The 25,020-nt window shown below is 62.4% G+C and carries 21 protein-coding genes; 7 read left to right on the forward strand and 14 right to left on the reverse strand.

Features of this window, described 5'->3' with window-relative positions:
• Positions 1 to 5 precede the first annotated feature (5 nt).
• From lysS to ffh, 12 genes are all read right to left on the reverse strand, one after another.
• Positions 6 to 1,517 (reverse strand): lysine--tRNA ligase, encoded by a 1,512-nt coding sequence (lysS, locus tag GQB00_RS15410; protein ID WP_111497467.1) that lies wholly within the window; start codon positions 1,515 to 1,517, stop codon positions 6 to 8.
• Positions 1,518 to 1,581: 64 nt separating this feature from the next.
• Positions 1,582 to 2,677 (reverse strand): peptide chain release factor 2 gene (gene prfB / locus GQB00_RS15415; RefSeq protein ID WP_111497466.1). Its coding sequence is split into 2 segments (ribosomal slippage): positions 1,582 to 2,604 and positions 2,606 to 2,677, totalling 1,095 coding nucleotides; the frame shifts between segments, so codons are not numbered across the junction.
• A gap of 65 nt (positions 2,678 to 2,742) precedes the next feature.
• Positions 2,743 to 4,494 (reverse strand): single-stranded-DNA-specific exonuclease RecJ, encoded by a 1,752-nt coding sequence (gene recJ / locus GQB00_RS15420; protein ID WP_111497465.1) that lies wholly within the window; start codon positions 4,492 to 4,494, stop codon positions 2,743 to 2,745.
• Between the two features lie 59 nt (positions 4,495 to 4,553).
• Positions 4,554 to 5,954: a threonine synthase gene (gene thrC, locus GQB00_RS15425; RefSeq protein ID WP_165856981.1), complete on the reverse strand. Its 1,401-nt coding sequence runs from the start codon at positions 5,952 to 5,954 to the stop codon at positions 4,554 to 4,556.
• A gap of 70 nt (positions 5,955 to 6,024) precedes the next feature.
• A complete protein-coding gene (locus GQB00_RS15430; protein ID WP_165856982.1) occupies positions 6,025 to 7,326 on the reverse strand; it encodes a homoserine dehydrogenase in 1,302 nt (433 codons plus the stop codon).
• Between the two features lie 129 nt (positions 7,327 to 7,455).
• Positions 7,456 to 8,211 (reverse strand): DsbC family protein, encoded by a 756-nt coding sequence (locus GQB00_RS15435; RefSeq protein WP_207950805.1) that lies wholly within the window; start codon positions 8,209 to 8,211, stop codon positions 7,456 to 7,458.
• A 92-nt stretch (positions 8,212 to 8,303) separates the two neighbouring features.
• On the reverse strand, positions 8,304 to 9,215 hold the full coding sequence (gene xerD, locus GQB00_RS15440) for a site-specific tyrosine recombinase XerD (RefSeq protein WP_165856983.1): 912 nt from the start codon (positions 9,213 to 9,215) through the stop codon (positions 8,304 to 8,306).
• A gap of 129 nt (positions 9,216 to 9,344) precedes the next feature.
• Positions 9,345 to 9,701, reverse strand: a complete 357-nt coding sequence (gene rplS / locus GQB00_RS15445) for a 50S ribosomal protein L19 (protein ID WP_111497462.1) — start codon at positions 9,699 to 9,701, stop codon at positions 9,345 to 9,347.
• 25 nt (positions 9,702 to 9,726) lie between these two features.
• Positions 9,727 to 10,485, reverse strand: a complete 759-nt coding sequence (gene trmD, locus GQB00_RS15450) for a tRNA (guanosine(37)-N1)-methyltransferase TrmD (protein ID WP_111497634.1) — start codon at positions 10,483 to 10,485, stop codon at positions 9,727 to 9,729.
• A 3-nt stretch (positions 10,486 to 10,488) separates the two neighbouring features.
• Complete coding sequence (gene rimM / locus GQB00_RS15455; protein WP_111497461.1) at positions 10,489 to 11,016, reverse strand: ribosome maturation factor RimM; 528 nt, start codon at positions 11,014 to 11,016, stop codon at positions 10,489 to 10,491.
• 37 nt (positions 11,017 to 11,053) lie between these two features.
• Positions 11,054 to 11,299: a 30S ribosomal protein S16 gene (rpsP, locus tag GQB00_RS15460; protein WP_165856984.1), complete on the reverse strand. Its 246-nt coding sequence runs from the start codon at positions 11,297 to 11,299 to the stop codon at positions 11,054 to 11,056.
• 198 nt (positions 11,300 to 11,497) lie between these two features.
• A complete protein-coding gene (gene ffh / locus GQB00_RS15465; RefSeq protein ID WP_165856985.1) occupies positions 11,498 to 12,880 on the reverse strand; it encodes a signal recognition particle protein in 1,383 nt (460 codons plus the stop codon).
• 167 nt (positions 12,881 to 13,047) lie between these two features.
• Here ffh and GQB00_RS15470 point away from each other — a divergent pair, with 167 nt between their 5' ends.
• The 4 genes from GQB00_RS15470 (at position 13,048) to GQB00_RS22105 (ending at position 19,086) form a co-directional block, all read left to right on the forward strand.
• Positions 13,048 to 13,851, forward strand: coding sequence for a cytochrome C assembly family protein (locus GQB00_RS15470; RefSeq protein WP_111497458.1), 804 nt, complete (start codon positions 13,048 to 13,050; stop codon positions 13,849 to 13,851).
• 105 nt (positions 13,852 to 13,956) lie between these two features.
• Entirely contained in the window at positions 13,957 to 15,240 is a 1,284-nt protein-coding gene (locus GQB00_RS15475; RefSeq protein WP_111497457.1) for an HlyC/CorC family transporter, read from the forward strand.
• Positions 15,241 to 15,985: 745 nt separating this feature from the next.
• Entirely contained in the window at positions 15,986 to 18,208 is a 2,223-nt protein-coding gene (locus GQB00_RS15480; protein WP_165856986.1) for a DUF1631 domain-containing protein, read from the forward strand.
• Between the two features lie 356 nt (positions 18,209 to 18,564).
• On the forward strand, positions 18,565 to 19,086 hold the full coding sequence (locus GQB00_RS22105; RefSeq protein ID WP_165856987.1) for an energy transducer TonB family protein: 522 nt from the start codon (positions 18,565 to 18,567) through the stop codon (positions 19,084 to 19,086).
• A 151-nt stretch (positions 19,087 to 19,237) separates the two neighbouring features.
• On the opposite strand, the gene grxD is transcribed toward GQB00_RS22105, so the two are convergent.
• The gene (gene grxD, locus GQB00_RS15490; RefSeq protein WP_111497454.1) at positions 19,238 to 19,573 is read right to left on the reverse strand and encodes a Grx4 family monothiol glutaredoxin; all 336 of its coding nucleotides are present in this window, start codon (positions 19,571 to 19,573) and stop codon (positions 19,238 to 19,240) included.
• 318 nt (positions 19,574 to 19,891) lie between these two features.
• Between grxD and GQB00_RS15495 the strand changes: the two genes are divergently transcribed.
• From GQB00_RS15495 to GQB00_RS15505, 3 genes are read left to right on the forward strand one after another with little or no spacing between them, the layout of a single operon-like run.
• Positions 19,892 to 21,118, forward strand: coding sequence for an aspartate aminotransferase family protein (locus tag GQB00_RS15495; protein WP_165856988.1), 1,227 nt, complete (start codon positions 19,892 to 19,894; stop codon positions 21,116 to 21,118).
• 24 nt (positions 21,119 to 21,142) lie between these two features.
• Positions 21,143 to 22,051, forward strand: coding sequence for an ornithine carbamoyltransferase (gene argF, locus GQB00_RS15500; protein WP_165856989.1), 909 nt, complete (start codon positions 21,143 to 21,145; stop codon positions 22,049 to 22,051).
• Positions 22,052 to 22,077: 26 nt separating this feature from the next.
• On the forward strand, positions 22,078 to 23,130 hold the full coding sequence (locus GQB00_RS15505) for an ABC transporter ATP-binding protein (protein ID WP_165857120.1): 1,053 nt from the start codon (positions 22,078 to 22,080) through the stop codon (positions 23,128 to 23,130).
• A 248-nt stretch (positions 23,131 to 23,378) separates the two neighbouring features.
• Here the strand turns inward: GQB00_RS15505 and GQB00_RS15510 are convergent, their stop codons facing one another.
• The gene (locus GQB00_RS15510) at positions 23,379 to 24,959 is read right to left on the reverse strand and encodes an ATP-binding protein (RefSeq protein WP_165856990.1); all 1,581 of its coding nucleotides are present in this window, start codon (positions 24,957 to 24,959) and stop codon (positions 23,379 to 23,381) included.
• Between the last annotated feature and the right edge of the window lie 61 nt (positions 24,960 to 25,020).

Raw genomic sequence — 25,020 nt, forward strand, 5'->3', positions numbered from 1 at the left:
GACGATCAGCCCTTTTCCGGACGCATGGCCGGGAACAGGATCACGTCGCGAATCGACGGCGAGTCCGTCAGCAGCATGGCAAGGCGGTCGATGCCGATGCCTTCGCCGGCGGTCGGCGGCAGACCGTATTCCAGCGCCGTGACGTAATCTTCGTCGAAGAACATGGCCTCGTCATCGCCAGCCTCTTTCTCGGCCACCTGCTCGCGGAAACGCTCCGCCTGATCCTCGGCGTCGTTCAGCTCCGAGAAGCCGTTGGCAATCTCACGGCCACCGACGAAGAACTCAAACCGCTCGGTGACGAACGGATCGGCGTCCTTACGGCGCGCCAACGGGGAGACTTCAGTCGGGTACTCGACGATAAAGGTCGGCTGCATCAGGCGATGCTCGACGGTCTTCTCGAAGATCTCGATCTGTACCTTGCCCAGGCCCCAGTTGTTCTTCAGCGGAATGCCCAGATCCTTCGCGATGTCACGCGCCGCATCGGCGTCGGCCAGCGCCTCCGCCTTGATGTCCGGGTTGTAGTGCAGGATGGAATCGAACACGCTCAGGCGCGCGAACGGCTGGCCAAAGTCGTATTCGACCGTTTCGGTGTCGCCGTTGGCCAGGGCGCGGGTATTGGTCACCACCGTGGTCCCCAGCACCTTCTGCGCGGTTTCCCGCAGCATGGTCTCGGTGTGGTCCATCAGGTCGTTGTAGTCCGCGTACGCCTGGTAGAACTCCAGCATGGTGAATTCCGGGTTGTGCCGGGTGGATAAGCCTTCGTTACGGAAGTTGCGGTTGATCTCGAACACCCGCTCGAAACCGCCGACCACCAGGCGCTTGAGATACAGTTCCGGCGCGATGCGCAGGTACATCTCCAGGTCGAGGGCATTGTGATGGGTGACGAACGGACGCGCCGTCGCCCCGCCCGGAATCGCCTGCAGCATCGGCGTTTCCACTTCGATGAAGTCACGCTCGGTGAAATAGCTGCGGATACTGTTGATGATCTTGGAACGCGCGGCAAAAACCCGGCGCGAATCCTCGTTGACCATCAGGTCGACGTAGCGCTGGCGATACCGCATCTCGGTGTCGGTCAGCCCCTTGTGCTTCTCCGGCAGCGGTCGCAGCGACTTGGTCAGCAGCTTGTACTCGTCCATCATGACGTACAGATCGCCCTTGCCGGATTTGCACAGTTTGCCGCGCACACCGATCACGTCGCCCAGATCCCAGTGTTTGGTATCTTTCTGCACGTCCTTGGAGGCGTAGACCTGGATACGACCGCTCACGTCCTGCACCACCTTGAACGCCTTGCGATCCAGCATCAGGCGGCCGGCAATGGCCACCTCCAGACCCAGCTCCTCCAGCTCTTCCTTCGATTTATCGCCGTAAGCCTTCTGCAGCTCGGCAGCGGTGCTGTCGCGACGGAAATCGTTGGGGAAGGCGTTGCCCTGCTCGCGCAGTTCGGCCAGCTTGGCACGACGCTCGGCGATGAGCTTGTTGTCGTCCTGCGTAACGGCGTTGGGAGTCTGGTCTGTCATGATATCTCGCTAGCGTGTTCAGGCCCGGTGGATGACGCCACCGGGCCTGCGGTTGATTGGCAGTTTAGAGGGCCATTTTTAGGCTGGCTTCGATGAACTTGTCGATGTCACCGTCCAGCACGGCCTGGGTGTTGCTGGTTTCCACCTTGGTGCGCAGGTCCTTGACCCGGCTGTCGTCGAGGACGTAGGAGCGGATCTGGCTGCCCCAGCCGATGTCGGACTTGGCGTCTTCCTGCTTCTGCTTCTCGGCGTTGCGCTTCTGCATCTCCAGCTCGAACAGTTTGGCCTTGAGCTGTTTCATGGCCTGATCCTTGTTCTGATGCTGGCTGCGCCCGGCCTGACAGGCCACGACGGTGTTGGTCGGCAGGTGCGTCAGTCGAACCGCGGATTCGGTCCGGTTGACGTGCTGACCACCGGCGCCGGACGCGCGGTAGACGTCCACCCGCAGATCCGCCGGGTTGATCTCGATCTCGAAGCTGTCGTCCACTTCCGGCGATACGAACACCGACGAGAAGGACGTGTGCCGGCGATTGCCGGAATCGAACGGCGACTTGCGCACCAGGCGGTGCACGCCGGTTTCCGTGCGCAGCCAGCCGTAGGCGTACTCGCCCTCGATGTGGATGGTGGCGCTCTTGATACCGGCCACTTCCCCTTCCTGCAGCTCGACGATCTGGGCCTTGAAGCCACGACGCTCGGCCCAGCGCAGGAACATGCGCAGCAGCATGTTGGCCCAGTCCTGGGCCTCGGTGCCGCCGGAGCCGGCCTGGATGTCCAGGTAGGCGTTGTTCTCGTCCATTTCGCCGGAGAACATGCGACGGAACTCGAGCTTTTCCAGATCCTTGTCCAGCTCATCCAGGTCCGACTGGACGTCGGCCCCGGCCTGCTCGTCCTCTTCCTCGGCCGCCATCTGGATCAGGTCCTCGGCGTCGGACAGGCCGTTGGTGAGCTTGTCGATCGTCTTGACGATCAGCTCCAGGTTGGCGCGTTCCTTACCCAGGCCCTGGGCCCGCTCCGGGTCTTCCCAGACGCTCGGGTCTTCCAGTTCGCGCTCTACTTCGACCAGACGTTCACTACGCTGATCGTAGTCAAAGATACCCCCTAAGCGCTTCAGTGCGCTCCCGGAGATCCTTGATTGAATTCAGAATGGGATTGATTTCCATGTGGTATCCATCTAACGGTGAAAAAACTTGGAAACACGGCCGGATCGCCCGACAGGCGACGCATTTTACCGGAGATCCGCCCCGAAATCAGCCGGCTCGATGTAGTCCACCAGCAGCTGCAGCTGGGTCCGCCCGCGGAAGGTGTTGGCGTCCGGCTTGTAGACGATCCGCGCGCCGGTGCGGGTGAAATCCGGGACCTCGGCGCCGGTATTGAAGGCAATGCCATCGAGCACGTCACCCCCATGGCGCGGGCGCAGCACCAGTTTGAGATGGCGTTCGCCCACGATGCGCTGGTTGATCACCTCGAACTCGCCGTCGAAGGCTGGCTCCGGGAAATGCTGCCCCCAGGGACCCGAGCGCTTCAGCGTGTACGCCGTATCCAGCGTCAATTCGTGCGGCGCCAGCGGGCCATCGGTGGTGATGGAGGCCTCCAGCGCCTCCTCGGTGATGGCTTCCCTGACCGCCGCGTCGAACGCCGCGCTGAACGCCTCCAGCGCGGCGGCGTCGATGGTCATGCCGGCCGCCATGGCGTGACCGCCGAACTTTTTCAGCAGGCCGGGGTTGCGGGCGTCCACCGCCGCCAACACGTCGCGGATGTGCAGGCCGGGGATGGATCGGGCCGAGCCCTTGAGCAACTCGCCGCCCTCGTCCGGGGCGAAGGCGATTACCGGGCGATGGGTCTGTTCGCGGATGCGCGCCGCCAGGATGCCGATCACGCCCTGGTGCCAGTCCGGATCGTACAGCGCCAGCCCCCACGGCAGCCCGGCGATGTCCAGCGACAGGGAGGCCAGCAGTTCCTGGGCCTGCTCCTTCATGCCAGTTTCGATGCTGCGCCGGTCACGGTTCATCTGGTCAAGCTCGGTCGCCAGCCGCCGTGCTTCATCGGGACTGTCCGCCAGCAGACAGGCGATGCCCAGGCTCATATCGTCCAGCCGGCCGGCGGCGTTGAGGCGTGGCCCCACGACAAAACCCAGGTCGGTGGCGCTGATCTGGGCATGCTCGCGCCCGGCCACTTCGAGCAATGCCAGGATGCCGGGCCGGGCCTCGCCCTGACGGATCCGGCGCAGCCCCTGCTCGACGAAGATACGGTTGTTCTGATCCAGGGGCACCACGTCGGCCACCGTGCCCAGCGCCACCAGATCCAGCAGGCAACCCAGGTTGGGGCCGCGTCCGTCCAGCATGCCTTTCTCGCTCATGTAGCGGCGCAGTGCCGTGAGCACGTAGAACATCACACCAACCCCGGCGGCGTTCTTGCTCAGGAACGGACAGCCCACCTGATTGGGATTGACAATAGCGTCGGCCGGCGGCAGTTCGTCACCCGGCAGGTGGTGGTCGGTGACCACCACGCGCATGCCCTTTTTAAGGGCCGCCGCGACGCCATCGACCGCGGCAATGCCGTTGTCCACGGTGATCAGCAGGTCAGGCAAGGCGCCTTCCTGCTCCAGTCGGTCGATGATGCCCGGTGTCAGGCCGTAACCATCCGAAAAACGGCTCGGCACCCGGAAGTCCACGGCCTGCGCGCCCATCATCTGCAGCCCCAGGATGGCTACGGTGGTGCTGGTGGCGCCGTCGGCGTCAAAGTCCCCCAGCACCAGGATGCGCTGCTGCCCGGCGATCGCCTCGGCGATCAACTCCACGGCGCGATCGATACCGCGCAAGTCGAACGGGGATGCCAGCGCTTTCAGGGTGTAGTTGAGCTCGGCGTCGGAGCGCACACCCCGAGCCTGATACAGGCGCTTGAGCAGCGGCGGCAGTTGGAGTCCCCAGTCGGCGGACGCATCGGGCACGGGGCGTCGGATGATTTTCTTCGGCGTCATGGCGTTTGGTTTTTCCGGCGTTCAAAAGCAGCGCGGCCCCGGAAGGGGCCGCGTGGTGATCAGGCGTGTTTCCAGTGCGACCCGATAAAGTCCTGGACGGCCTTGAGGTCGTCTTCGAGCACACTGTAGCGCTCTTCCCGCTCGAACAGGTCGGCGAGATGCTGGGGCAGCTCCGGCTTCACGCCAACGCCCGACTGTTCGACCGCGTCCGGGAATTTGGCGGGGTGCGCGGTGCCGAGGGTGATCATCGGCACGGACGCATCGCGACGACACTCGCGCGCGGCCTTGACGCCGATCGCGGTGTGCGGATCCAGCAGGTATTCGTTGTCCTCGAACACCGAGCGGATGGTGTCGCAGGTGGCGGCGTCATCCACGGCGGCGCTATCGAACAACTTGCGCGCCCCTTTCCAGCGGTAGTCCTCAATGCTGACCGGCCCCTGTTGAGCCCGCTCCAGCAGGTCGCGGGTGGCAGCACCATCGCGGCCGTGCAGGTCAAACAGCAGGCGTTCGAAGTTGGAGGACACCATGATGTCCATGCTCGGCGACAGGGTGTGCTCCAGGGTTTGCTGCTCGTAACGGTTGCCGCTCATGAACCGGTGCAGGATGTCGTTGCGGTTGGTGGCAATCACCAGCTGACTGATCGGCAGCCCCATTTCCCGCGCCAGGTAACCGGCGAAGATGTCGCCGAAATTACCGGTGGGCACCGAGAACGCCATGCTGCGATCGGGCCCGCCCAGCGCCAGTGACGCATGGAAGTAGTAGACGATCTGGGCCATGATCCGCGCCCAGTTGATGGAGTTGACCGCCACCAGCTGGGTCTTGCCGTTGAGGAAGGCCTGGTCGCCGAAGCTGGCCTTGACCATCCGCTGGCAATCGTCGAAGTTGCCCTTCACCGCGATGTTGTGGATGTTGTCGCCGGTGACGGTGGTCATCTGGCGGCGCTGCACTTCCGACACCCGCTGGTGGGGATGCAGGATGAAGATATCCACGTGTTCGCAGCGGCGGCAGCCTTCGATGGCGGCCGAGCCGGTATCGCCGGAGGTGGCGCCCATGATCACCACGTGCTGCTTGCGCTTCTCCAGCACGTAGTCCAGCAGACGCCCCAGCAGTTGCAGGGCGAAGTCCTTGAACGCCAGCGTGGGGCCGCGGAACAACTCCATGACCCACTCGTTGCTGTCGAGCTGGACCAGTGGTGCGGTGGCCTTGTGGGCAAAGCCGGCGTAGGTTTCATCGAGCATGGCGCGGAAATCGTCGGCGCCGATGGCGTCCTCGACAAACGGGTACATGACCTTGAAGGCCAGCTCGCTGTAGGAAAGCCCGCGCCAGCTGCGGATCTCTTCCAGGCTGAATTTGGGCAGTGACTCCGGTACGTACAGTCCGCCGTCCGTTGCCAGGCCGGTCAGCAGAACGTCCTCGAATCCCAGGGCCGGTGCGTCGCCCCGTGTGCTGATATATCTCACGATCCAATCCCGTCTGGGGCGACCCCACCGGAGTCGCCCGGATTCAAACCACGGGCAGCGAAGGGCTGCCTCAGTTAAAGTTTTCCGCGCGGATGCGTACAACCTTCTCCTGGACGTCGGACAGCGCTTCCAGGTCCTCGATCGCACGGTTGATCTGCCGCTCCTGGACCGTATGGGTCAGGATGATCACCGGAATGCGGCCGTCTTCCAGCTCGGATTCCTTCTGCATGATCGACTCGATATTGATGCCGTGCTCGCTGAGGATCGACGCCACCTTGGCCAGCACGCCCGGGCGATCCAGGGCGTTGATGCGCAGGTAGTAGGCGGACTGGACGTCTTCCATGGGCAGCACGTCCAGGTCTTCCAGCGCGTCCGGCTCGAAGCCCAGGTAAGGCACACGCTGCTGGCTCTCGTGGGAGACGCTGCGGGCGACGTCGACGATATCGGCGATGACCGCCGACGCCGTCGCTTCGTCACCGGCACCGGGGCCGTAGTACATGGTCTGACCCACGGCATCGCCGTCCACCAGCACCGCGTTGAGAACGCCATCCACCTGGGCGATCAGGTGGCTACGCGGCACCAGCGTGGGATGGACCCGCAGCTCGATGCCATTCTCACGGCGCCGGGCGATACCCAGATGCTTGATTCGGTAGCCCAGCAGTTCGGCGTGGGCGATGTCGTAGGGCGTGATGTTGGAGATGCCCTCGGTGTAGGCCCGCTCAAACTGGAGCGGCACGCCGAAGCCGGAGGACGCCAGGATGGTCAGCTTGTGGGCGGCGTCGATGCCTTCCACGTCGAAAGTCGGATCCGCCTCGGCGTAGCCTTTGTCCTGAGCCTCTTTGAGCACTTCACCGAACTCGCGACCGGCGCGCATCTCGGTGAGAATGTAGTTGCCGGTGCCGTTGATGATGCCGGCGATCCAGTCGATGCGGTTGGCGGCCATGCCCTCACGGATGGACTTGATCACCGGGATGCCGCCAGCGACGCCGGCCTCATAGGCGACGATCACGCCGCGCTTGGCCGCCGCCTCGAAAATTTCATTACCATGGACGGCGATCAGCGCCTTGTTGGCGGTGACCACGTGCTTGCCGTTCTCGATGGCGGCCAGCACCAGTTCGCGGGCCGCGTCGTAGCCACCGATCAACTCGACCACCACATCCACGTCGTCCGCCTTGACCAGTTCGAACACGTCGGTGCTGAAGGGAATCTCGCCCAGGTCAAAATCATCGCGCTGGCGGCGTGACGCCACCCGGCTAATTCGGATCGGACAGCCTGCCCGGCCTGCAATCAATTCCGCATTCCGCGTCAGTACGTTGAACGTACCACCACCGACAGTTCCCAATCCGCAGATTCCGACTCTGACCTCTTTCAAGCTCATACCCCTGAATACCAATGAATGACGCTGGAGCCGGCCTGCAAAGCCAGTCTCCAGCGCGGCAGTTTATAACGATTGGCGCCCGAAAAAAATGTTCCGGCGGCTATCGATTAATCAAAAGCGGTTCTAGAGAACACCCAGCCCCCGAGCGAGCTTGTCGGCCGGAACGTAGCCCCGCACCATCTGCCCATCTTCCAGGACGATCGCCGGTGTGCCCGTCACGCCGACTTCCCCTCCCAGCCGGAACTGATCCTGAACCGGATTCTCGCAGCTGGCTTCAGGCACGGACTGCCCCGCCTTGGCCGCGTCCATCGCCGCCTGGGGATCGTCGGAACACCACACCGACACGTACTTGCGGAAGGACGACGTGTTGGGACCGCTGCGGGGGTATCCCAGGTAATTCACCTCGATGCCCAGCTCGTTGAGTCGTGGCACATCCTTGTGGAGCTTGCGGCAGTAGGGACAATCGATGTCGGTGAACACATAGATCTTCGACTTGATCTTGCCATCGGGCTCGAAGCGGATCATGTCGTCGGGATCCACCTGGGCCAGCAGCTCCGCACGCTGCTCCGCGCGGGAGGATTCGGTAACGTTGCTCACCCCGGCGTCACTGACCTGGTACAGGTCGCCGACAAAGAAATAACCGCCGTCGGCCGTGGCATAGATCATGTCGGGATTATTCGTTGCGACCTCGTAGAAACCATCGATGTCAGACGGTGTGACGCCCTGCACCTTGAGACCGGGAATTGCACCTTCCAGGCGCTCGGATATGGCCTTTTCCACCTCTCCGGAAACCGACTCGGCCGCCATCAGGCCAACCGAAACCATGGTCAAGAGCGAAAACAGCAGGCCCCTCAACAGGCCTTGGCGAACGTGAGTCATGCAACCTCTTCTCGTATCTCAGGGTGAGTCAGTGGGACAACGATACCCGGCCCGAGTTCAGCGCACCAGCACTGCAACCCCATCCGTCTGGATCAACCACGCGGATGATGGGCGCCGTGCAACTCCTGCAGACGCTGACGCGCCACATGGGTATAGATCTGGGTGGTGGACAGATCGGCATGACCGAGCAGCATCTGCACCACTCGCAGATCCGCGCCGTGATTCAGCAGATGGGTAGCGAACGCGTGCCGCAGGGTGTGGGGTGACAGCTTCTTGTTGATACCGGCCCGGCGCGCGTAGAGCTTGATGCGGTGCCAAAAGGTCTGGCGCGTCATGGGCTGGGCCCGGCTGCCGGGAAACAGGGCATCGGCGACACGCTGCCTGAGCACTTCGCCCCGGGCCTCGCGCATGTAACGGGTGAGCCAGTCCAGCGCCTCTTCCCCCATGGGCACCAGGCGCTCCTTATTGCCCTTACCGATGATCCGGACAACCCCCTGGCGCAGGTTAACCTGATCGACGGTCAGGTTGACCAGCTCCGACACCCGCAGGCCGCATCCGTATAGAATCTCCAGCATCGCCCGGTCGCGCAATTCGATCGCCTCGGCGGGATCGGGTTCTTCCAGCAGGGCATCCACGTCCTGCTCGGAGAGCGTGTCGGGCAGGCGACGGGGCTGGTTGGGGCTATCGATCCGCAGGGTCGGGTCTTCGCTGATCATCCCTTCGCGCAGCAGGAACCGGAAAAAGCGGCGCAACCCCGACAGCCGCCGCGCGGCGGTGGACGCCTTGGTGCCGGCGGCCATACCCTCGGAGATCCAGGCCAGCAGATTTACCCGCGACGCATCCCGCAGCAGAGGTTTGCCGGGCTGCTTTTCCAGCCAGCAGGACAGCCGCACCAGGTCGCCGCGGTAGGACGCCCGCGTGCGTTCGCTCAGGCCAAACTCCAGCCAGAGCGCATCGTCGAAGCGCTGCAAAAGCCCCTGATCCTCTACCCGACATTCAGCCATCGCGACTCAACTCCCGCTCGCCAACCGACGCTTGCACCCGCGGCACCCCGCCTGCCCCAAACGCAAAAGGGCAGCCCGAGGGCTGCCCTTTCAGAAAACGCTGTTCCAGCAATGCCTGACGGCCTTTGCTTAGTTCAGCTTTTCCTTGATACGTGCTGCCTTACCGGACAGGTCACGCAGGTAGTACAGCTTGGCCTGACGCACGTCACCGCGACGCTTCACGGAAACGCTGTCGATCAGCCGGCTGAAGGTCTGGAAGGTACGTTCAACGCCCACACCGTAAGACACTTTGCGCACGGTGAAGGACGAATTCAGACCGCGGTTGCGCTTGCCGATAACCACACCTTCAAACGCCTGCAGACGCTCACGGTTACCCTCGGTAACACGCACCTGGACCACAACGGTATCGCCCGGACCAAACTCCGGTACTTCCCGGGTCATCTGCTCCGCTTCGATCTGACTGATGATGTTGTTCTTGCCGCTCATCGTTAACTCCTGAATACCCAATCTATCAATGCCCTGATGACCCAGAGGCACCCCGTTCATTCAAAACCTGGTCAAGCAGCTCGCGCTCTTCGTCGGAAAGCGGCCGCCTGTCCAGCAAATCGGGGCGCCGCTCCCAGGTCCGCTGCAGCGACTGTTTCAGCCGCCAGCGCCGGATCTGCTCGTGATGCCCACCCAAAAGGACCTCCGGCACCCGCTGCCCCTCATAGACTTCGGGGCGGGTGTAATGCGGACAGTCCAACAGTCCGTCAGCAAACGAGTCCTGCTCCGCTGACTGTGCATGGCCCAGCGCCCCCGGAATAAATCGGGTGACCGCGTCTACCACGGCCATCGCAGCCAGCTCTCCCCCGGACAGGACGAAATCCCCCAGGGACACTTCCCGATCGACCTCCGCGGAGATCAACCGCTCGTCTACCCCTTCGTAGCGCCCGGCAACAAGAATCAGCCGTTCCGCGCTCGCCAGCTCCTGAACCACTGTCTGGTTGAGCGGCTCTCCCTGGGGAGACATGTAAACCACCGTGGCGTCGCCATCCGCAGCCGCCCTGGCCGCATGAATGGCATCCCGCAATGGCTGGATCTTCATCAGCATGCCGGGGCCGCCGCCGTAGGGGCGATCGTCCACCGTACGATGCCGGTCGTGGGTGAAGTCCCGCGGGTTCCAGCGTTCGACGGTCAGCAAACCCTCACGAACCGCCCTACCGGTCACACCGTACTCAAGCACGGCGTCAAACATGTCCGGAAACAGGCTAACGGCGCCAATCCACACCGATCAGAACTCCGGGTCCCAATCGACCACAATGCGTCGGGCGTCGAGATCGATCTGCTGAATGACGTCATCCGGCAGATAGGGGATCAGACGCTCGCGCTTGTCGATGGACGTCGATGTCGCCCTGACGACCAGGACATCGTTGGCCCCGGTTTCCATCAGATGCTTGACCCGCCCCAGGTTGTCGCCCCGAGACGTCTCGACCAGCAGGCCTTCCAGCTGGAACCAGTAGTACTCGCCCTCGGGCAAGTCCGGCAGTTCCCCGGTCGGCACACTGACATCCAGTCCACAGTAGGACCGCGCTACATCCCGGTCCGACACGCCTTTCAGGCGGACAACAATGCCCGGCCCGTGACGCTTGCCTTCAACCACTTCGAGGGGAACCGGCTTACCGCCCTGACTGACCTGCCAGTGACGATATTCCAGGATACCCTCCATGGGGTCGGTGTAGGAATAGACCTTGACCCATCCCTTAACCCCAAAAACCGAGGTGATGCGGCCGATCACAGTTTCCTGCGATTTATCTGCCATACATGCGCCCCGGTTCGTACAATCTCGACAACAGCGATTACTGTGCTGCCGCTTCCTTCAGCAGCTTGGCCACGCGATCGCTGGCCTGTGCGCCGTTGCTCAGCCAGTGCTGCACGCGCTCCTGATCAACACGCAGACGCTCTTCACCGCCGCGGGCAATCGGGTTAAAGAAACCGACGCGCTCGATGAAACGGCCATTACGGGCGTTGCGGCTGTCGGTGACTGTCAGATGGTAGAACGGGCGCTTCTTGGAGCCGCCACGAGCCAAACGGATTGTTACCATTTCGACCAATATCCTGTTCTGTGAATACGAACTTTGTCCTGCTCGCGCCGGCTGAAAACCGTCACGGCGCGAGGACCCTATACTCGAAAGGGGCGCTATTCTATGCTAAATCCCTGCCGATGAAAACATCTAATAGCAGCTTTTCTTGCTGCGCCGGATAGCGGTTTTCACGGAGCCGATTTACGCGGCGAGCTCGGCCTAGCGACCAAACGGCGGCATACCTCCGCCTCCGCCGGGCGGCATCATGCCCTGCATGCCCCGCATCATATTGGCCATTCCGCCCTTCTTACCCATTTTCTTCATCATCTTGGACATCTGCTTGTGCTGCTTGAGCAGGCGATTGACGTCCTGAATCTGGGTACCCGAGCCAGTGGCGATACGACGCTTGCGGGAGTTGTTGATGACGTCCGGGTGGCGACGCTCTTTCGTGGTCATGGAGCAAATAATGGCTTCCAGCTGCCCCAGACTCTTGTCATTGACCTGCTCCTGGGCGGCCTGGGCCATCTGCCCCATACCCGGCAGTTTGTCGAGCAGACCGCCAACACCACCCATGCTCTTCATCTGCTGCAGCTGATCGCGGAAGTCCTCGAGATCAAAGCTCTTGCCCTTCTTGATCTTCTTGGTAAGACGATCCGCCTTCTGCTTATCGATCTTGCGTTCGGCTTCCTCGATCAGCGACAGCACATCGCCCATGCCCAGGATGCGTGAAGCCACACGATCCGGGTGGAAGGACTCCAGCGCCTCGGTCTTCTCACCCACACCCAGGAACTTGACCGGCTTTCCGGTAATGTGGCGCACGGACAGTGCCGCACCGCCCCGGGCATCGCCGTCAGTCTTGGTGAGCACGACACCGGTCAGCTCCAGCGCGTCGTTGAACGCCTTGGCGGTGTTCGCCGCGTCCTGGCCGGTCATGGCATCGACCGTGAACAGGGTCTCGACCGGCTTCACCGCTTTCTGCAGGCGACCGATCTCATCCATCATGCCCTCGTCGACATGCAGGCGACCGGCGGTATCGAGGATCACCACGTCGATGTGTTTCTTGCGCGCCGCGTCGATGGCCCCCTCAGCGATGGCGACCGGATCCTGGTCGGTGGAGCTGGGGAAGAAGGTGGCTTCCACCTCGCCGGCCAGGGTTTCCAGCTGGTTGATCGCCGCCGGGCGGTAGACGTCGGCACTGACCACCATGACCGACTTTTTGCGACGCTCCTGGAGATAGCGCGCCAGCTTGGCCACGGTGGTGGTCTTACCGGCACCCTGAAGGCCGGCCATCATAATCACCGCCGGCGGCTGGGTGGCGAGATTGAGGTCTTCATTGGCCTCGCCCATCACCTTGACCAGCTCGTCCTGAACCACCTTGATGAAGACCTGACCCGGCGTCAGGCTGCGCTTCACTTCGGTGCCCACGGCGCGCTTGCGCACCTGCGCGATGAACTCCTTGACGACCGGAAGCGCCACATCCGCCTCCAGGAGGGCCTTGCGGACGTCGCGCAGGGTATCCTTTATATTGTCGTCGGTCAGTTTGGCCTGGCCGGAAATCTTGCGCAGACTCCCCGACAGGCGATCGGTAAGATTATCAAACATGGTGATTCAGCATTCTCTGTCAGTGACGCATGAATACGTTTCAGGGCGATCGCCGATTGCCTCGCCAACCCTGAAAGATTGATTCCGGTTGCACAATCGGCACATTATAACCAGACTGTCGCTTTCAAACGAACCGGTCAACGATTAACGGACTAACCACACACTTCATGGGCACGCTCATCCTCGCGGTCACCACACTCTTCCTTTATAGTGTTGGCACTGCGTTCCAAACCCTGATTTTTCGCGGCAGGATCAAAGCCAACTCAAACCTGACATCGCTGATCGGCGTCCTGGCACTGGCGAGTCACGGCGCACTGATCTGGGACCGCATCCCCCAGACCAGCATGATCAACATGGGCTTTTTTCCGGCTTCCCTGCTGATTTCCTGGTTCGTTGTCCTGCTCCTGCTCATCCTGAACAGCCGCAAGCCGCTCCAGATCCTGTTCCTGGCCGCCTACCCATTGGCCGCACTGACGGTCGTATTTGTACTGATATTCCACTCGCCGCCGCATTACGTCTCCCAGAGCAACTGGGGCATGCTGGCCCACATCGCGCTGGCCATTACCGCCTATAGCCTGTTCACCCTGGCCGCAGTACAGGCTTTCCTGGTCAACCTGCAGAACCGCCAGCTCAAGCGCAACTACAACAGCCTGCTGATCCGCAATCTGCCGCCGCTGCAGACCATGGAGTCGCTGCTTTTCGAATTGCTCTGGGCGGGGGTTATCGTACTGACCCTGGCCATTATCACCGGATCGATATTCGTACACGACCTGTTCGACCAGAACCTGGCTCACAAGAGCCTGTTTTCCATTCTGTCGTGGTTCGTATTCTCCGGTCTGCTGATCGGTCATTACACCCAGGGCTGGCGCGGCCAGACCGCCAGCCGCTGGACCCTGGCCGGCTGCGCACTGCTGATGATCAGTTACTACGGCAGCAAGTTCGCCCTGGAATTCATTTTCCACCCGGGCTAGTCCCGTCGCCCAACCGGCGACAACGCGGCGCACGTGCTTGACACCCCGCGTTGCGACACCCTATTTTCACTCTTCTTATCGTCAGCAATAAAAGGATCCCCCTGCTTGAACGAGGCACCGCTTTCGGCGCTGTTCATTGTCCTCGCCGCTCTTATTGTCATGTCCGCGTTTTTCTCCAGCTCGGAAACCGGCATGATGACCCTCAACCGCTATCGCCTGAAACATCTGGCCAAGACCGGCCATCGAGGCGCCAAACTCGCCAACAAGCTGCTGCAACGCACGGACCAGCTGATCGGCGTCATCCTGATTGGCAACAACTTCGTCAACATCCTGGCATCGTCCATCGCCACGGTGATTGCGATCCGCCTCTGGGGGGATGCCGGCATCGCCATCGCCACGATCCTGCTGACGGTGGTCATCCTGATTTTCGCCGAAGTCACCCCAAAGACGCTGGCCGCCCTGTTCCCGGAGCGCATCGCTTTCCCGGCCAGCTTCGTCCTGCAGCCGCTGCTCAAGATTCTCTACCCCATCGTCTGGCTGGTGAATCTGTTCACCGGAATGATCCTCAAGCTGCTGCGCATCTCCGCCGAAGACGCCTCGTCGGACCACCTCAGCCGGGAAGAACTGCGTACACTGGTGAACGAGGCCGGTGCACTGATCCCGCGCCGGCACAAGGACATGCTGGTCAGCATCCTTGACCTGGAAAAGGTCACCGTCAACGACATCATGGTGCCCCGCAACGAAGTCTCCGGCATCGACCTGGACGACGACATGGAAACCATCCTGCGCCAGATGCGAACCAGTCAGCACACGCGCCTGCCGGTCTTCAAGGGCGACATCAACAACGTCCAGGGCATGCTGCACCTGCGCAATATTTCCAAGCTGCTGATGGAAGAAGAGCTCAACAAGGCCAAGATCATGCAACTGTGCCGGGAACCCTATTTCATCCCCGAAAGCACGCCACTGCATCTGCAGCTGATCAACTTCCAGACCGCCAAGCGCCGTATCGGCGTGGTGGTCGACGAATACGGCGACGTGCTGGGGATAGCCACTCTGGAGGACATCCTTGAGGAGATCGTGGGCGATTTCACCACGGACTACGCGGCCACCAGCCCGGATATGATCCCCCAGGACGACGGCACCTACATCATCGACGGTTCCGCCCACATCCGTACCATCAACAAGACACTGGGCTGGAAATTACCGACGGATGGCCCCAAAACGCTCAACGGCCTGATCACCGAGACGCTGGAAACCATTCCCGAAAACAACGTCTGCGTCACTGTTGGCGGCGTTCGCATCGAGGTCCTGCAAATCAAGGACAACGTCGTCAAGGCCGCCAACGTCCATCCCCCCCTGCGCCGCCAGCGGTTACGTACCGGCACCTGAACGGCCAGTCTCGCGCAGCTGGAATACTATGGTTATAAAAGCCGTCGCACTTAAAAGATCAAAATTTAAGCGACGGCTTGACCGCCACCACTCCGCACACCAAAACTGCGATCATGGAATGACGGTGCATTAACAGTCACATCCCGGCAAAGAACCGCGCCGGGAGTCCGGTCGGACAGTGGCTAAACCGACAGACGCACGCGTCACTCCCGCCCTACCCGCCTGACGAGAAATTGCTATACTGGTGAAAATATAAACAGAACGCCGCCCCGTCCGATTGCTAAAAAACCGGCGAAAGACCGGCGAGACGGGCGACCCGAGGGGCACCTCGATAATTCATTGCAAGCGCGGACGCCGGAGAAGTCTGCGTGTATGAAGCAGGGAACCCGTGAAGGGTGCGGCACGCAAGCGGCGTGCTCGGGCAATTGCAAGATGATCCCGGGCGGCCCCTGACCAGCGGCGGCCCTTTCCGCGTGACGATGTTATATTTTGTTAATGTCTCAGGCGGTCCGTACACATTAGAGGCGTTTCTGTTTAAGCTCGACGAACACAGTAAATTGGATCGATTTCGATTCCACTCGGTCCACGAAACCGCCCGATAACGATAAGGCAAATAGCCGCAAGGTTAGCCGTCACAAAAAATAAAGGCATCGCTAAAGACGACGCCAACAAAGACTGTGCTGATAAGGATAAAGAGAGTACCGCTCGGTCATGTATCCGGTTGAGGCGTTTTGAGGAGTTGGCCATGAACAAGCAGTCCGGCATACATTATCTCCACGAGCACAAGGGCCTGGGGAGCGCTGGCAGCTTGCCCAAAGAAATCAGCAAGATCCGGGATACCGTTGTGGCCGGTCTGGGCGACCTCCTGCAGGGCGCCTTCGACGCCGTCGACGACTCCCTGTTCGAGCTGGCCAACAATGCACGGAGCAACAACGAGCAGAACCGCTATTTCGAGGCGATGCGGGAAATCCGCATCAAACGCAAGGGCGTGGAAAAGCACTTCCAGTCCGCGGTAGCCCAGCTGTTCGTCGCACCGCCGCAGACCACCGCACCCGAAGTGGTCGATCACAGCGCCACCACGGCCGATACCCTGTCCCTGGTCCAGAACGACGAACTCGAGGAACAGGTTGCCCTCAATGCCATGATCACCAAGTCCCGGGCGCATTTTCAGGGACCGTTGATCCAGCTCCAGGCTCGCTTCACCAGCGTCTATCCCAACGCCACCGAGGAAGAGCCAGTCAATCCGATGGCGCCGGAACACCTGTGCAGCGCCTTTGTTGAGGCGGCACAGGCGCTGGAAATCCAGATCCGCGAACGCCTGATCGTTCTCAAACAGTTCGACCGATACGTCGTATCCAACCTGGGCATGCTGCTGGACGAAGCCAACCGCATCCTGATCCAGGCGGGCGTCATTCCCAACTTCCGTTTTCACGGCAAGACCGACAAGAGCGCGCCCGCGGCGACCGGCAGCAAGTCCGCGGCCGACGAAACACCCCGCCCGGAAGAACCGACCGCCAACGACGGCGTCGACCGTAGCGACGCCCTGTTCGAGCAAATCCGCGAGATGCTGGCTCAGCAACGCGCCAGTGGCGGCATGCCCCGCTCCGCCAACCCCAACCTGCATATCGTTGGCGGTGCCGAGCTGTTCCAGATACTGGCCAACATTCCCCAGAACGACGGCCTGCAGGGCACGGAAAACCTGAGCCAGGGTGAGCCGGTCGTCGTCGACCTGCACGAAGTGGTGCAGCACCTGCTGACACAGCAGAAGACCAGCGACGGCAAGCCGGCCGCCCTGAACGAATCCGACGAAGACCTGATCAACCTGGTGTCGATGCTGTTCGAGTTCATTCTCGACGACTACAACCTGTCCGCGCCGATCCAGGTACTGATCAGCCGCCTCCAGATCCCCATCCTCAAGGTGGTGATCAAGGACAAGAGCTTCTTTAGTCGCGCCACCCATCCGGCCCGCAAACTGCTCAATGCCCTGGCCCGCGCCGGCATTGGCTGGAGCGAGAGCAACGAGAAAACACGCGACAAGCTGTATGAGCAGATCCACAACATCGTGGCGCGGATCCTGAACGAGTTCGACGGTGACATCACGCTGTTCGAACAGCTCAACGACGAGTTCGACCAGTTCCTGGCGAAAGAGAACCGCAAAGCGACCCTGGTGGAGCAGCGCACCCGCGAATCCGAACGCGGCCGCATCAAGTCCCAGAAGGCCCAGGAAACCGTGGACGAACTGCTCCAGGCTCGCCTGCGCAAGCATCGCATTCCCGACACCATCCGCAACATCCTGGTCAACGGCTGGAGCCGCGTCATGTTCCTGGCGTACCTGCGGGATGATGTGGAGCACCGCTGGAACCAGACGGTTCGCGTGGTGGACGACCTGATCTGGTGCCTGCATCCCCACCTGGACGACGAAGAGCGCGACCAGTGGGTCCGCGTGGTGCCGGGCCTGCTCAAGAGCCTGCGCGCCGGCCTTGAGGAAGTGTCCTACAACTCCACGGGCCTCGACGCCATGATGAGCGACCTCAAGCACGAGCTCACCGAAGCGTTCCGTGCCCACGCCCTGGCTGAAGCGCAGACCGACTCTCCGGCGGCCGAATCACCGGAGCCTATGCCGGAGGATGACACCGACGACACACCCACCGCTATCCAGCGCCAGCAGGAAATCGAGGACGCCGCCACCGCCGAGTACATCGACAAGATCGACGCCATCGGCGTGGGCCACTGGGTGGAGTTCAACCTGGTCAACGGGGCCCGCTTCCGCTGCAAGCTGTCCGCCATCATCGAAGAGGCCGACTGCTTCGTCTTCGTCAACCGGATGGGGCTGAAAGTCATCGAGAAAACCCGCACCGAACTGGCCCATGAAATGCGTCGTGGCCGGCTGACGGTGCTGGAACAGGGCGCATTAATTGACAGGGCTCTCGATGCGGTGATGGGAAGCTTGCGACGCAACTCGGGATAGACTAGCTTCCGAGCAGTCCTTTTTCGTACAGGCCTGCTATGCCGCTGCCCGGTCCCTCGAACGCGCAGCCGGTCCACTTCCGGCTCGCCATCGCCCTTCTGCTGGCGTTGCTCGTCCATTCCGCGGGCCTGATTGCGCTTGTCCACAGCTTGCAGCATTTGACCAAGCCACTTCCCGCCACAGCCATTCACCTGCGGCTGACCGCTCCCGCCCATCAGGAAAGCCAGCACAGCGCCACCAGAGCCGAGCAACCAGCCGCATCGCCACCGTCTCCCGCACAGCCCCGGCAACCCGATCAGCCTGCGCCTACGACGACTCCGGAACCGGTCGTCACCTCAAACTCAAGCCACACGGCAGTGCCGCCACAATCCCAACCGGAACGCGCGGCGGAGGCAACGACATCAACCCGGCACTCCGCTGAACGGCCCAAACCGTCGGCAAAAACGCCGGCACGGAGTGCCGAATCGCCACCCAGCTCGACGGCCACCGCCAGTCAGGCCCAAGCGGTCGGCACGCCCGTTGAAGCGCCGCCAACCACCACCGAAGACAGCCCCGCGCAGACCCACGCCGATCCGGTTGCCAAAGATCCTTACGTCGCCCTGCTCTGGCAGCGCATCAGCACCGCCCTATCCAGGCGCCCGGTCCATTCGATCAGCGAACTGCAACAGGTGCGGGTGGTTCGACTGGAGCTGCAACTGATGGACAACGGCACGCTGATCCAACTGCAGACTCTGGAAAGCTCCGGCGACCCGGCGCTCGACCGCGCCGCCCGTCAGGGGGCACTCGCTGCCAGCCCCTATCCGGTACCGCCGTCCTCGGCGCGGGATCAGGACTATCGCTATCAGGTGGAACTTCGCTTCACGCCACGCCGTTCATAATCGGCAATCACGGGGCGAAGAAACGGGTAGGCAATCGGGAAGAAAGGAAAGGAAGTGGAAGGAATCAGAGAAACGGGAAGACAGGCGGGGGTCGAACGGCAGGCCCGGCACGCCACCCTGTCCAGTGACGTGCCGACGGCCGCCAGAGCGGTCAGCCTTCGGCGTTTTCCTGATTCGCCGCCGCGGCCTTGACCATTTCGGCCAGCTCGCCGGATTCGGACATTTCCAGCACGATATCGCAACCGCCCACCAGCTCACCGTTGATGTAAAGCTGCGGATAGGTCGGCCAGTTGCTGTACACCTTCAGGGACTCGCGCAGTTCCTGGTTATCCAGGATATTCACGTAGGCGAAGCGCTCGCCGCACGCCATCAGCGCCTGCACGGTACGAGCCGAGAAACCGCACTGCGGCTGCTGCGGAGAACCCTTCATGTACAGGATAATCGGATTGTCCTGAAGTTGGCTCTTGATGGTTTCGTTGATATCCATAGAAAAATCTACCTCGTCTTGAAGCCGGGAAGGCCCGGCCTGTCGCCACTTGCGGATGTGTGTCATTGTACACGGCTGCCGGAGACCTGGCCATGAGCCCCGGCACAGGCGGGATATCGGTTCGCGGCGGCACATTGTCAACATCCGGAATTACCGATACTATGTTTTGCCTGCTTTCAAGCAGGCTCTCTGACCAGCTCCCGAATCCAAGACTCCGGTGCGGAAAACGCCGCTGGCCGGGGCTTTGCTATTTTCCGGGAGCCCGGATTATCCGGCGTCAGCGGGCCCTAATCGAGGCCATCCTCAAAGGGAGACCCTATGGCGGATCAACCGCTGCTTAATACGTACGGACGCCTGCCGATCGTGTTTGATCGCGGCGAAGGGCCCTGGCTCTACGACGTCGACGGCAACCGCTACCTCGACAGCTTCAGCGGCATCGCGGTCTGCGGGCTCGGTCATGCCCACCCGACGGTGACCCGCGCCATCCAGGAGCAATCCGCGCGCCTGGTGCACTGCTCCAACCTGTTTCACACCCGCATCCAGCAGACCCTGGCCGACAAGCTGTGCCAGGTGTCCGGCATGGACGGCGTCTTCCTCGCCAACTCCGGCGCGGAAGCTAACGAGGCCGCCCTCAAGCTGGCCCGGCTTTACGGTCATCAGCGCGGCATTCACTCGCCGGCCGTGATCGTCATGGATCAGTCGTTCCACGGCCGCACCCTGGCTACGCTGACGGCGACCGGCAACCGCAAGGTCCAGGCCGGTTTCGAACCGCTGGTGAGTGGTTTTATCCGCGCCCCGTTCAACGACCTGGACGCCATCGCAGCCATCGCCCGCGCCAATCCCAACGTGGTGGCGGTGCTGGCGGAACCGGTCCAGGGCGAAGGCGGCGTTAACGTAGCCGACCCCGCCTGGCTGCAGGGCATCCGCGAAATCTGCGACCACCAGGGCTGGCTGATGATGCTGGACGAAGTCCAGACCGGGAATGGCCGCTGCGGCGCCTATTTCGCGTACCAGGCCTACGGCGTCGAACCGGACGTGGTCACCACCGCCAAGGGGCTGGGCAACGGTTTCCCGATCGGCGCCTGCCTCGCCCGCGGCGAGGCCGCACAGGTATTCCAGCCCGGACACCATGGTTCCACCTTTGGCGGTAACGCCCTGGCCTGCGCCGCCGCCAGCGCGGTGATCGATACCATTGAGCAGGACAACCTGCTGGAGCGCGCACGCACGCTCGGGGCCCGCATGCGCGCCCGGCTGCAGGCTGCGTTCGAGGACGCCCCCTACGTCCGTGATATTCGCGGCCTGGGTCTGATGATCGGCATCGAGATGAACGCCCCCTGCGCCGAACTGGTGCCACTGGCCAAGACCCAGGGCCTGCTGCTCAACGTCACGGCCGAGCGCGTGGTTCGCCTGCTACCCCAATTGACTCTCAGCGACGGGGAAGCCGACGATATGGTCGACCGGGTGGTACGCATCCTTCGACTTCACGCCGCTGACGACCGTCAGGCACCGCGCTCGCCGCGGCCCGACGCCCCTCAAACTCCCTGATTTCCCAAGTACGGAATAGCACGCATGGCTGTTAGACATTTTCTCACCCTACTCGACCTCTCTCCGGCGGAACTGGATCAGCTGATCGACCGCGCCATCGACCTGAAGAAAAGCTGGCGCTCGGGAGAGGTCCGCGACTCCCTCAAGAACCGCGTGCTGGCGATGATCTTCGAGAAATCATCCACACGCACCCGGGTGTCTTTCGAAGCGGGCATGACCCAGCTCGGCGGGGCCGCCCTGTTCCTGTCCCCGCGCGACACCCAGCTGGGCCGGGGCGAGCCGATCGAGGATTCCTCGCGGGTCATTTCCAGCATGGCCGACGCGGTGATGATCCGTACGTTCGAGCATGAGAAAGTCGAGCGCTTTGCCAGCGTGTCGTCGGCACCGGTCATCAACGCCCTGACCGATGAATTCCATCCCTGCCAGCTGCTGGCCGACATGCAGGCCTTCCGGGAAGCCCGCGGCCGCATTCAGGGCGCTACCGTGACCTGGATCGGCGATGGCAACAACATGTGCGCGTCCTACATCAACGCCGCCCGCCAGTTCGACTTCAACCTGCGCATCGCCTGCCCCGAGGGCTACGAGCCCGACACCGCCCTGATCGACGCCAACCGCGACCGGGTCAGCGTCCTGCGGGATCCGGCCGAAGCCGCCCGGGATGCGCACCTGCTGGTCACTGACGTCTGGGCCTCGATGGGCCAGGAAGAGGAACAGAAGGCCCGTGCCGCAGCGTTCACACCCTATCAGGTCAATCCGAAACTGATGGATCTGGCCGACAAGGATGCCGTGTTCATGCATTGCCTGCCGGCCCACCGCGGGGAAGAAATCTCCGAGGACATGCTCGAGCACCCCGGCTCAGTGGTGTGGAACGAGGCGGAAAACCGCCTGCACGCCCAGAAGGCGTTGCTTGAGTTCCTGATTCTCGGGGCCTGAGCATGCAGCAACCGGCAGCGCCGACGATGTTCAACGACTGGCTACTGGAGGTCGATGATCTGGCCTGCGGCTACAACGGCACCCGGGTGGTTGAGAACATCAGCCTGTCCCTGGGACGCGGAGACATCGGCTGCCTGCTGGGGCCCAGCGGCTGCGGCAAGAGCACCATCCTGCGCGCCATCGCCGGCTTCCTCAACCTGCAGGCGGGCGAGATCCGCCTGGCCGGCCAGCCCCTGAGCGTACCGGGCAAGGCGGTGCCGCCGGAAAAACGCCGGATTGGCATGGTGTTCCAGGATTACGCCCTGTTCCCGCACCTGACGGTGGCGGAGAACATCGGCTTCGGCCTGCACCAGCTCGACCGCGAGCAGCGGCACCAGAAGGTGACCGAGCTGCTTGACCTGGTCCACCTGCAGGACCTGGCGGACGAGCATCCCCACAGCCTGTCCGGCGGCCAGCAGCAGCGCGTGGCCCTGGCCCGGGCGCTGGCCCCGGAACCCACCCTGATCCTGCTGGACGAACCCTTCTCCAATCTGGACGCCGACCTTCGTCGCCGGCTCAGCCTGGATGTGCGCGACATCCTCAAGACCCTGGGCATCAGCGCCATCCTGGTCACCCACGACCAGCAGGAAGCCTTCGCCATGTGCGATCAGGTGGCTGTGCTCAAGGATGGCCAAATCCAGCAGTGGGATGTGCCCTACAACCTCTATCACGAGCCGGTGAACCGGTTTGTGGCAGGTTTCGTCGGTCAGGGCGGGTTCATCAAGGGCCGGGCCCTGGGGGTGGACAGCATCGAGTCGGAGTTGGGCGTGATCCGCAGCAAGCGTCATTCGGGATGGGTTCCCGGTGCCCTGCTGGATGTCCTGATCCGCCCGGACGACATCGTCTACGATGCGAATTCCAGCCTCAAACCGAAGGTGATCGAGAAAACCTTTGCCGGCACCTCGACGCTCTACCGCTTCCAGCTGTCGCCGGAAACCGAGTTCGAGGCCCTGTTCCGAAGCCATCTGGATTTCCGCCTGGGGGAGCAGGTTCCCATCCGGGTCGAGGCCGAGCATCTGATCGCCTTTGAACGCGTCTGAGCGCTTCTCGGCGTCAAGGCCCCTGGTGCCGGAGCGGCGCTCAGGGCACAAAAATCCGGACACAAAAAAAAGGGGCCGAATAACGGCCCCTCGAAATATGACGAATGAAACAAGGAAAGTTCGTAAGAACTACAACCTCAAGTAGTCATCCCTTACGATCTTGATTATGGGGTGTGTGCACCAACGCGTCAGTGGAGCTTGTGTAGCGGATTGTTACAATGCGTGAGACGCGTCAGCCTTTGTCCACGTCACTCCGCGGGAGCCGGCGCTCCCTCATGCCGGCGCGGCCAGACCAGACTGAAGGCCGCTCCACCCAGTGCCCGGCTGCGCCCCACAAAAGCCTGACCGCCGTGCCAGTAGAGAATACGGCGCACAATGGATAGCCCCAGGCCGTAGCCGCCGGATGTCCGGGTACGACTGTCATCCAGTCGGGCGAACGCCGTAAACACCTTTTCCCAGTCGCTTTCGGGGATGCCCGGCCCGTCGTCCTCAACGTCGACCCGACAGGTTTGCGCGTCGAACTGGCAGCGCACCCGAACCGTGCTATTGGCGTAACGGCGGGCATTGCCCACCAGGTTCTGCACCGCCCGGTGAATGTATCGCGGCTCCACATCGGACAGTCCCCAGGTATCGCTGTCGCCGACAAACTCGGCCTCAATCGACATCTCAGGCGCCAACTTCTGCTGCTCTTCGACGACCTGGCGCACCAGATCCGCCACATTCGCCTCACGCAGGCTCATGATCGGCCCGCCCTGCTCAAGCCGCGCGTAGGTGAGGATTTCGTCGATCAGCTCGTCCAGTTCCTGGATGTCGTTGTCGATGCCCGCCAATTGCTTTTCACGGGCCTCATCGGTGGCGCAATCCTCGATCATCTGGACCCCGAAGCGGATCCGCGCCACCGGTGTACGCAACTCGTGGGAGACCGCGTGAATCATCTCGCGCTGAACTTCCACCAGCCGCTGGATCTGATCCGCCATGCTGTTGAATGAGTGCCCCAACCGCCGCACCAGCCCGCCGCGACGAGTATCGACACGGGCATGGAGCTCGCCGCGAGCGATGCGGACGGCCACCGACTCCACCGATCGCAGGTTGCGGTCCACACCGCGCAACAGCAGATACAGGAAAAAACCGGCAATCGTCGCGGCCACCAGGAACACCAGCAGGATCACCGACCAGGCCAACGGCTGGAATGGACTCGGCATGCCCACCTGAACGACGGCGCCGTCCGCCAGCCGCAGATAGACCCGAGCGGAGGCGTTCTTGTCCAGCTGCACGAACGCCAGCCCCCGCTCTACCAGCCGCTCAAGCGTGGCCGGATCGATGCGCTCGGAGTCGTCCGTTACCGGCGCCACCGACACTTCCAACGACTCCGAAAGATTCGACATGATTGCCGGACGCTCCTGGAGCGGGCTGCCGTTGAGATGGGTCAGCACCAGAAGGGCCGTGGCCTCGCACACATCGCGGTACAGATCACGCAAGGTGACGTCGATGATGGCGCCGTCATTGGTCAAACGGCGCAGGCGCACGCCCAATCCTTCGGTGGACGCGATCACCTGGCCATAGGACAGTCGCTCTTCCGCGATGTCCGACAGGGTCGATTCATCAGCCGGCCGGATCGTCAGGCCGTACAGGCGGTCCAGCCAGGGGTAGGTGACCTGTGGATGGGGCGCAACGGCGAGCCAGTCCATCAGCGGCGTGGCGAAGCGCTCTTTCCAGTCGCGCTCGCGAACGGCATTGAGCCCGGAAAAAAGCCCGGCGGAAAAGGCGAGGATAATCACAGCCACCAGCAGCAGGCGGCCAAACATTTTCAGGAAGGGAACTAGGGGCATAGGGCCTTTCCGTAGCTCGCAATACCCCGCCCGGCAGGCGCCGGGCTTGATCGGGCATTAC

The organism is Marinobacter sp. JSM 1782161, from assembly GCF_011421605.1.
In the GTDB taxonomy this organism is placed as follows: Bacteria; Pseudomonadota; Gammaproteobacteria; order Pseudomonadales; family Oleiphilaceae; genus Marinobacter_A; species Marinobacter_A bohaiensis.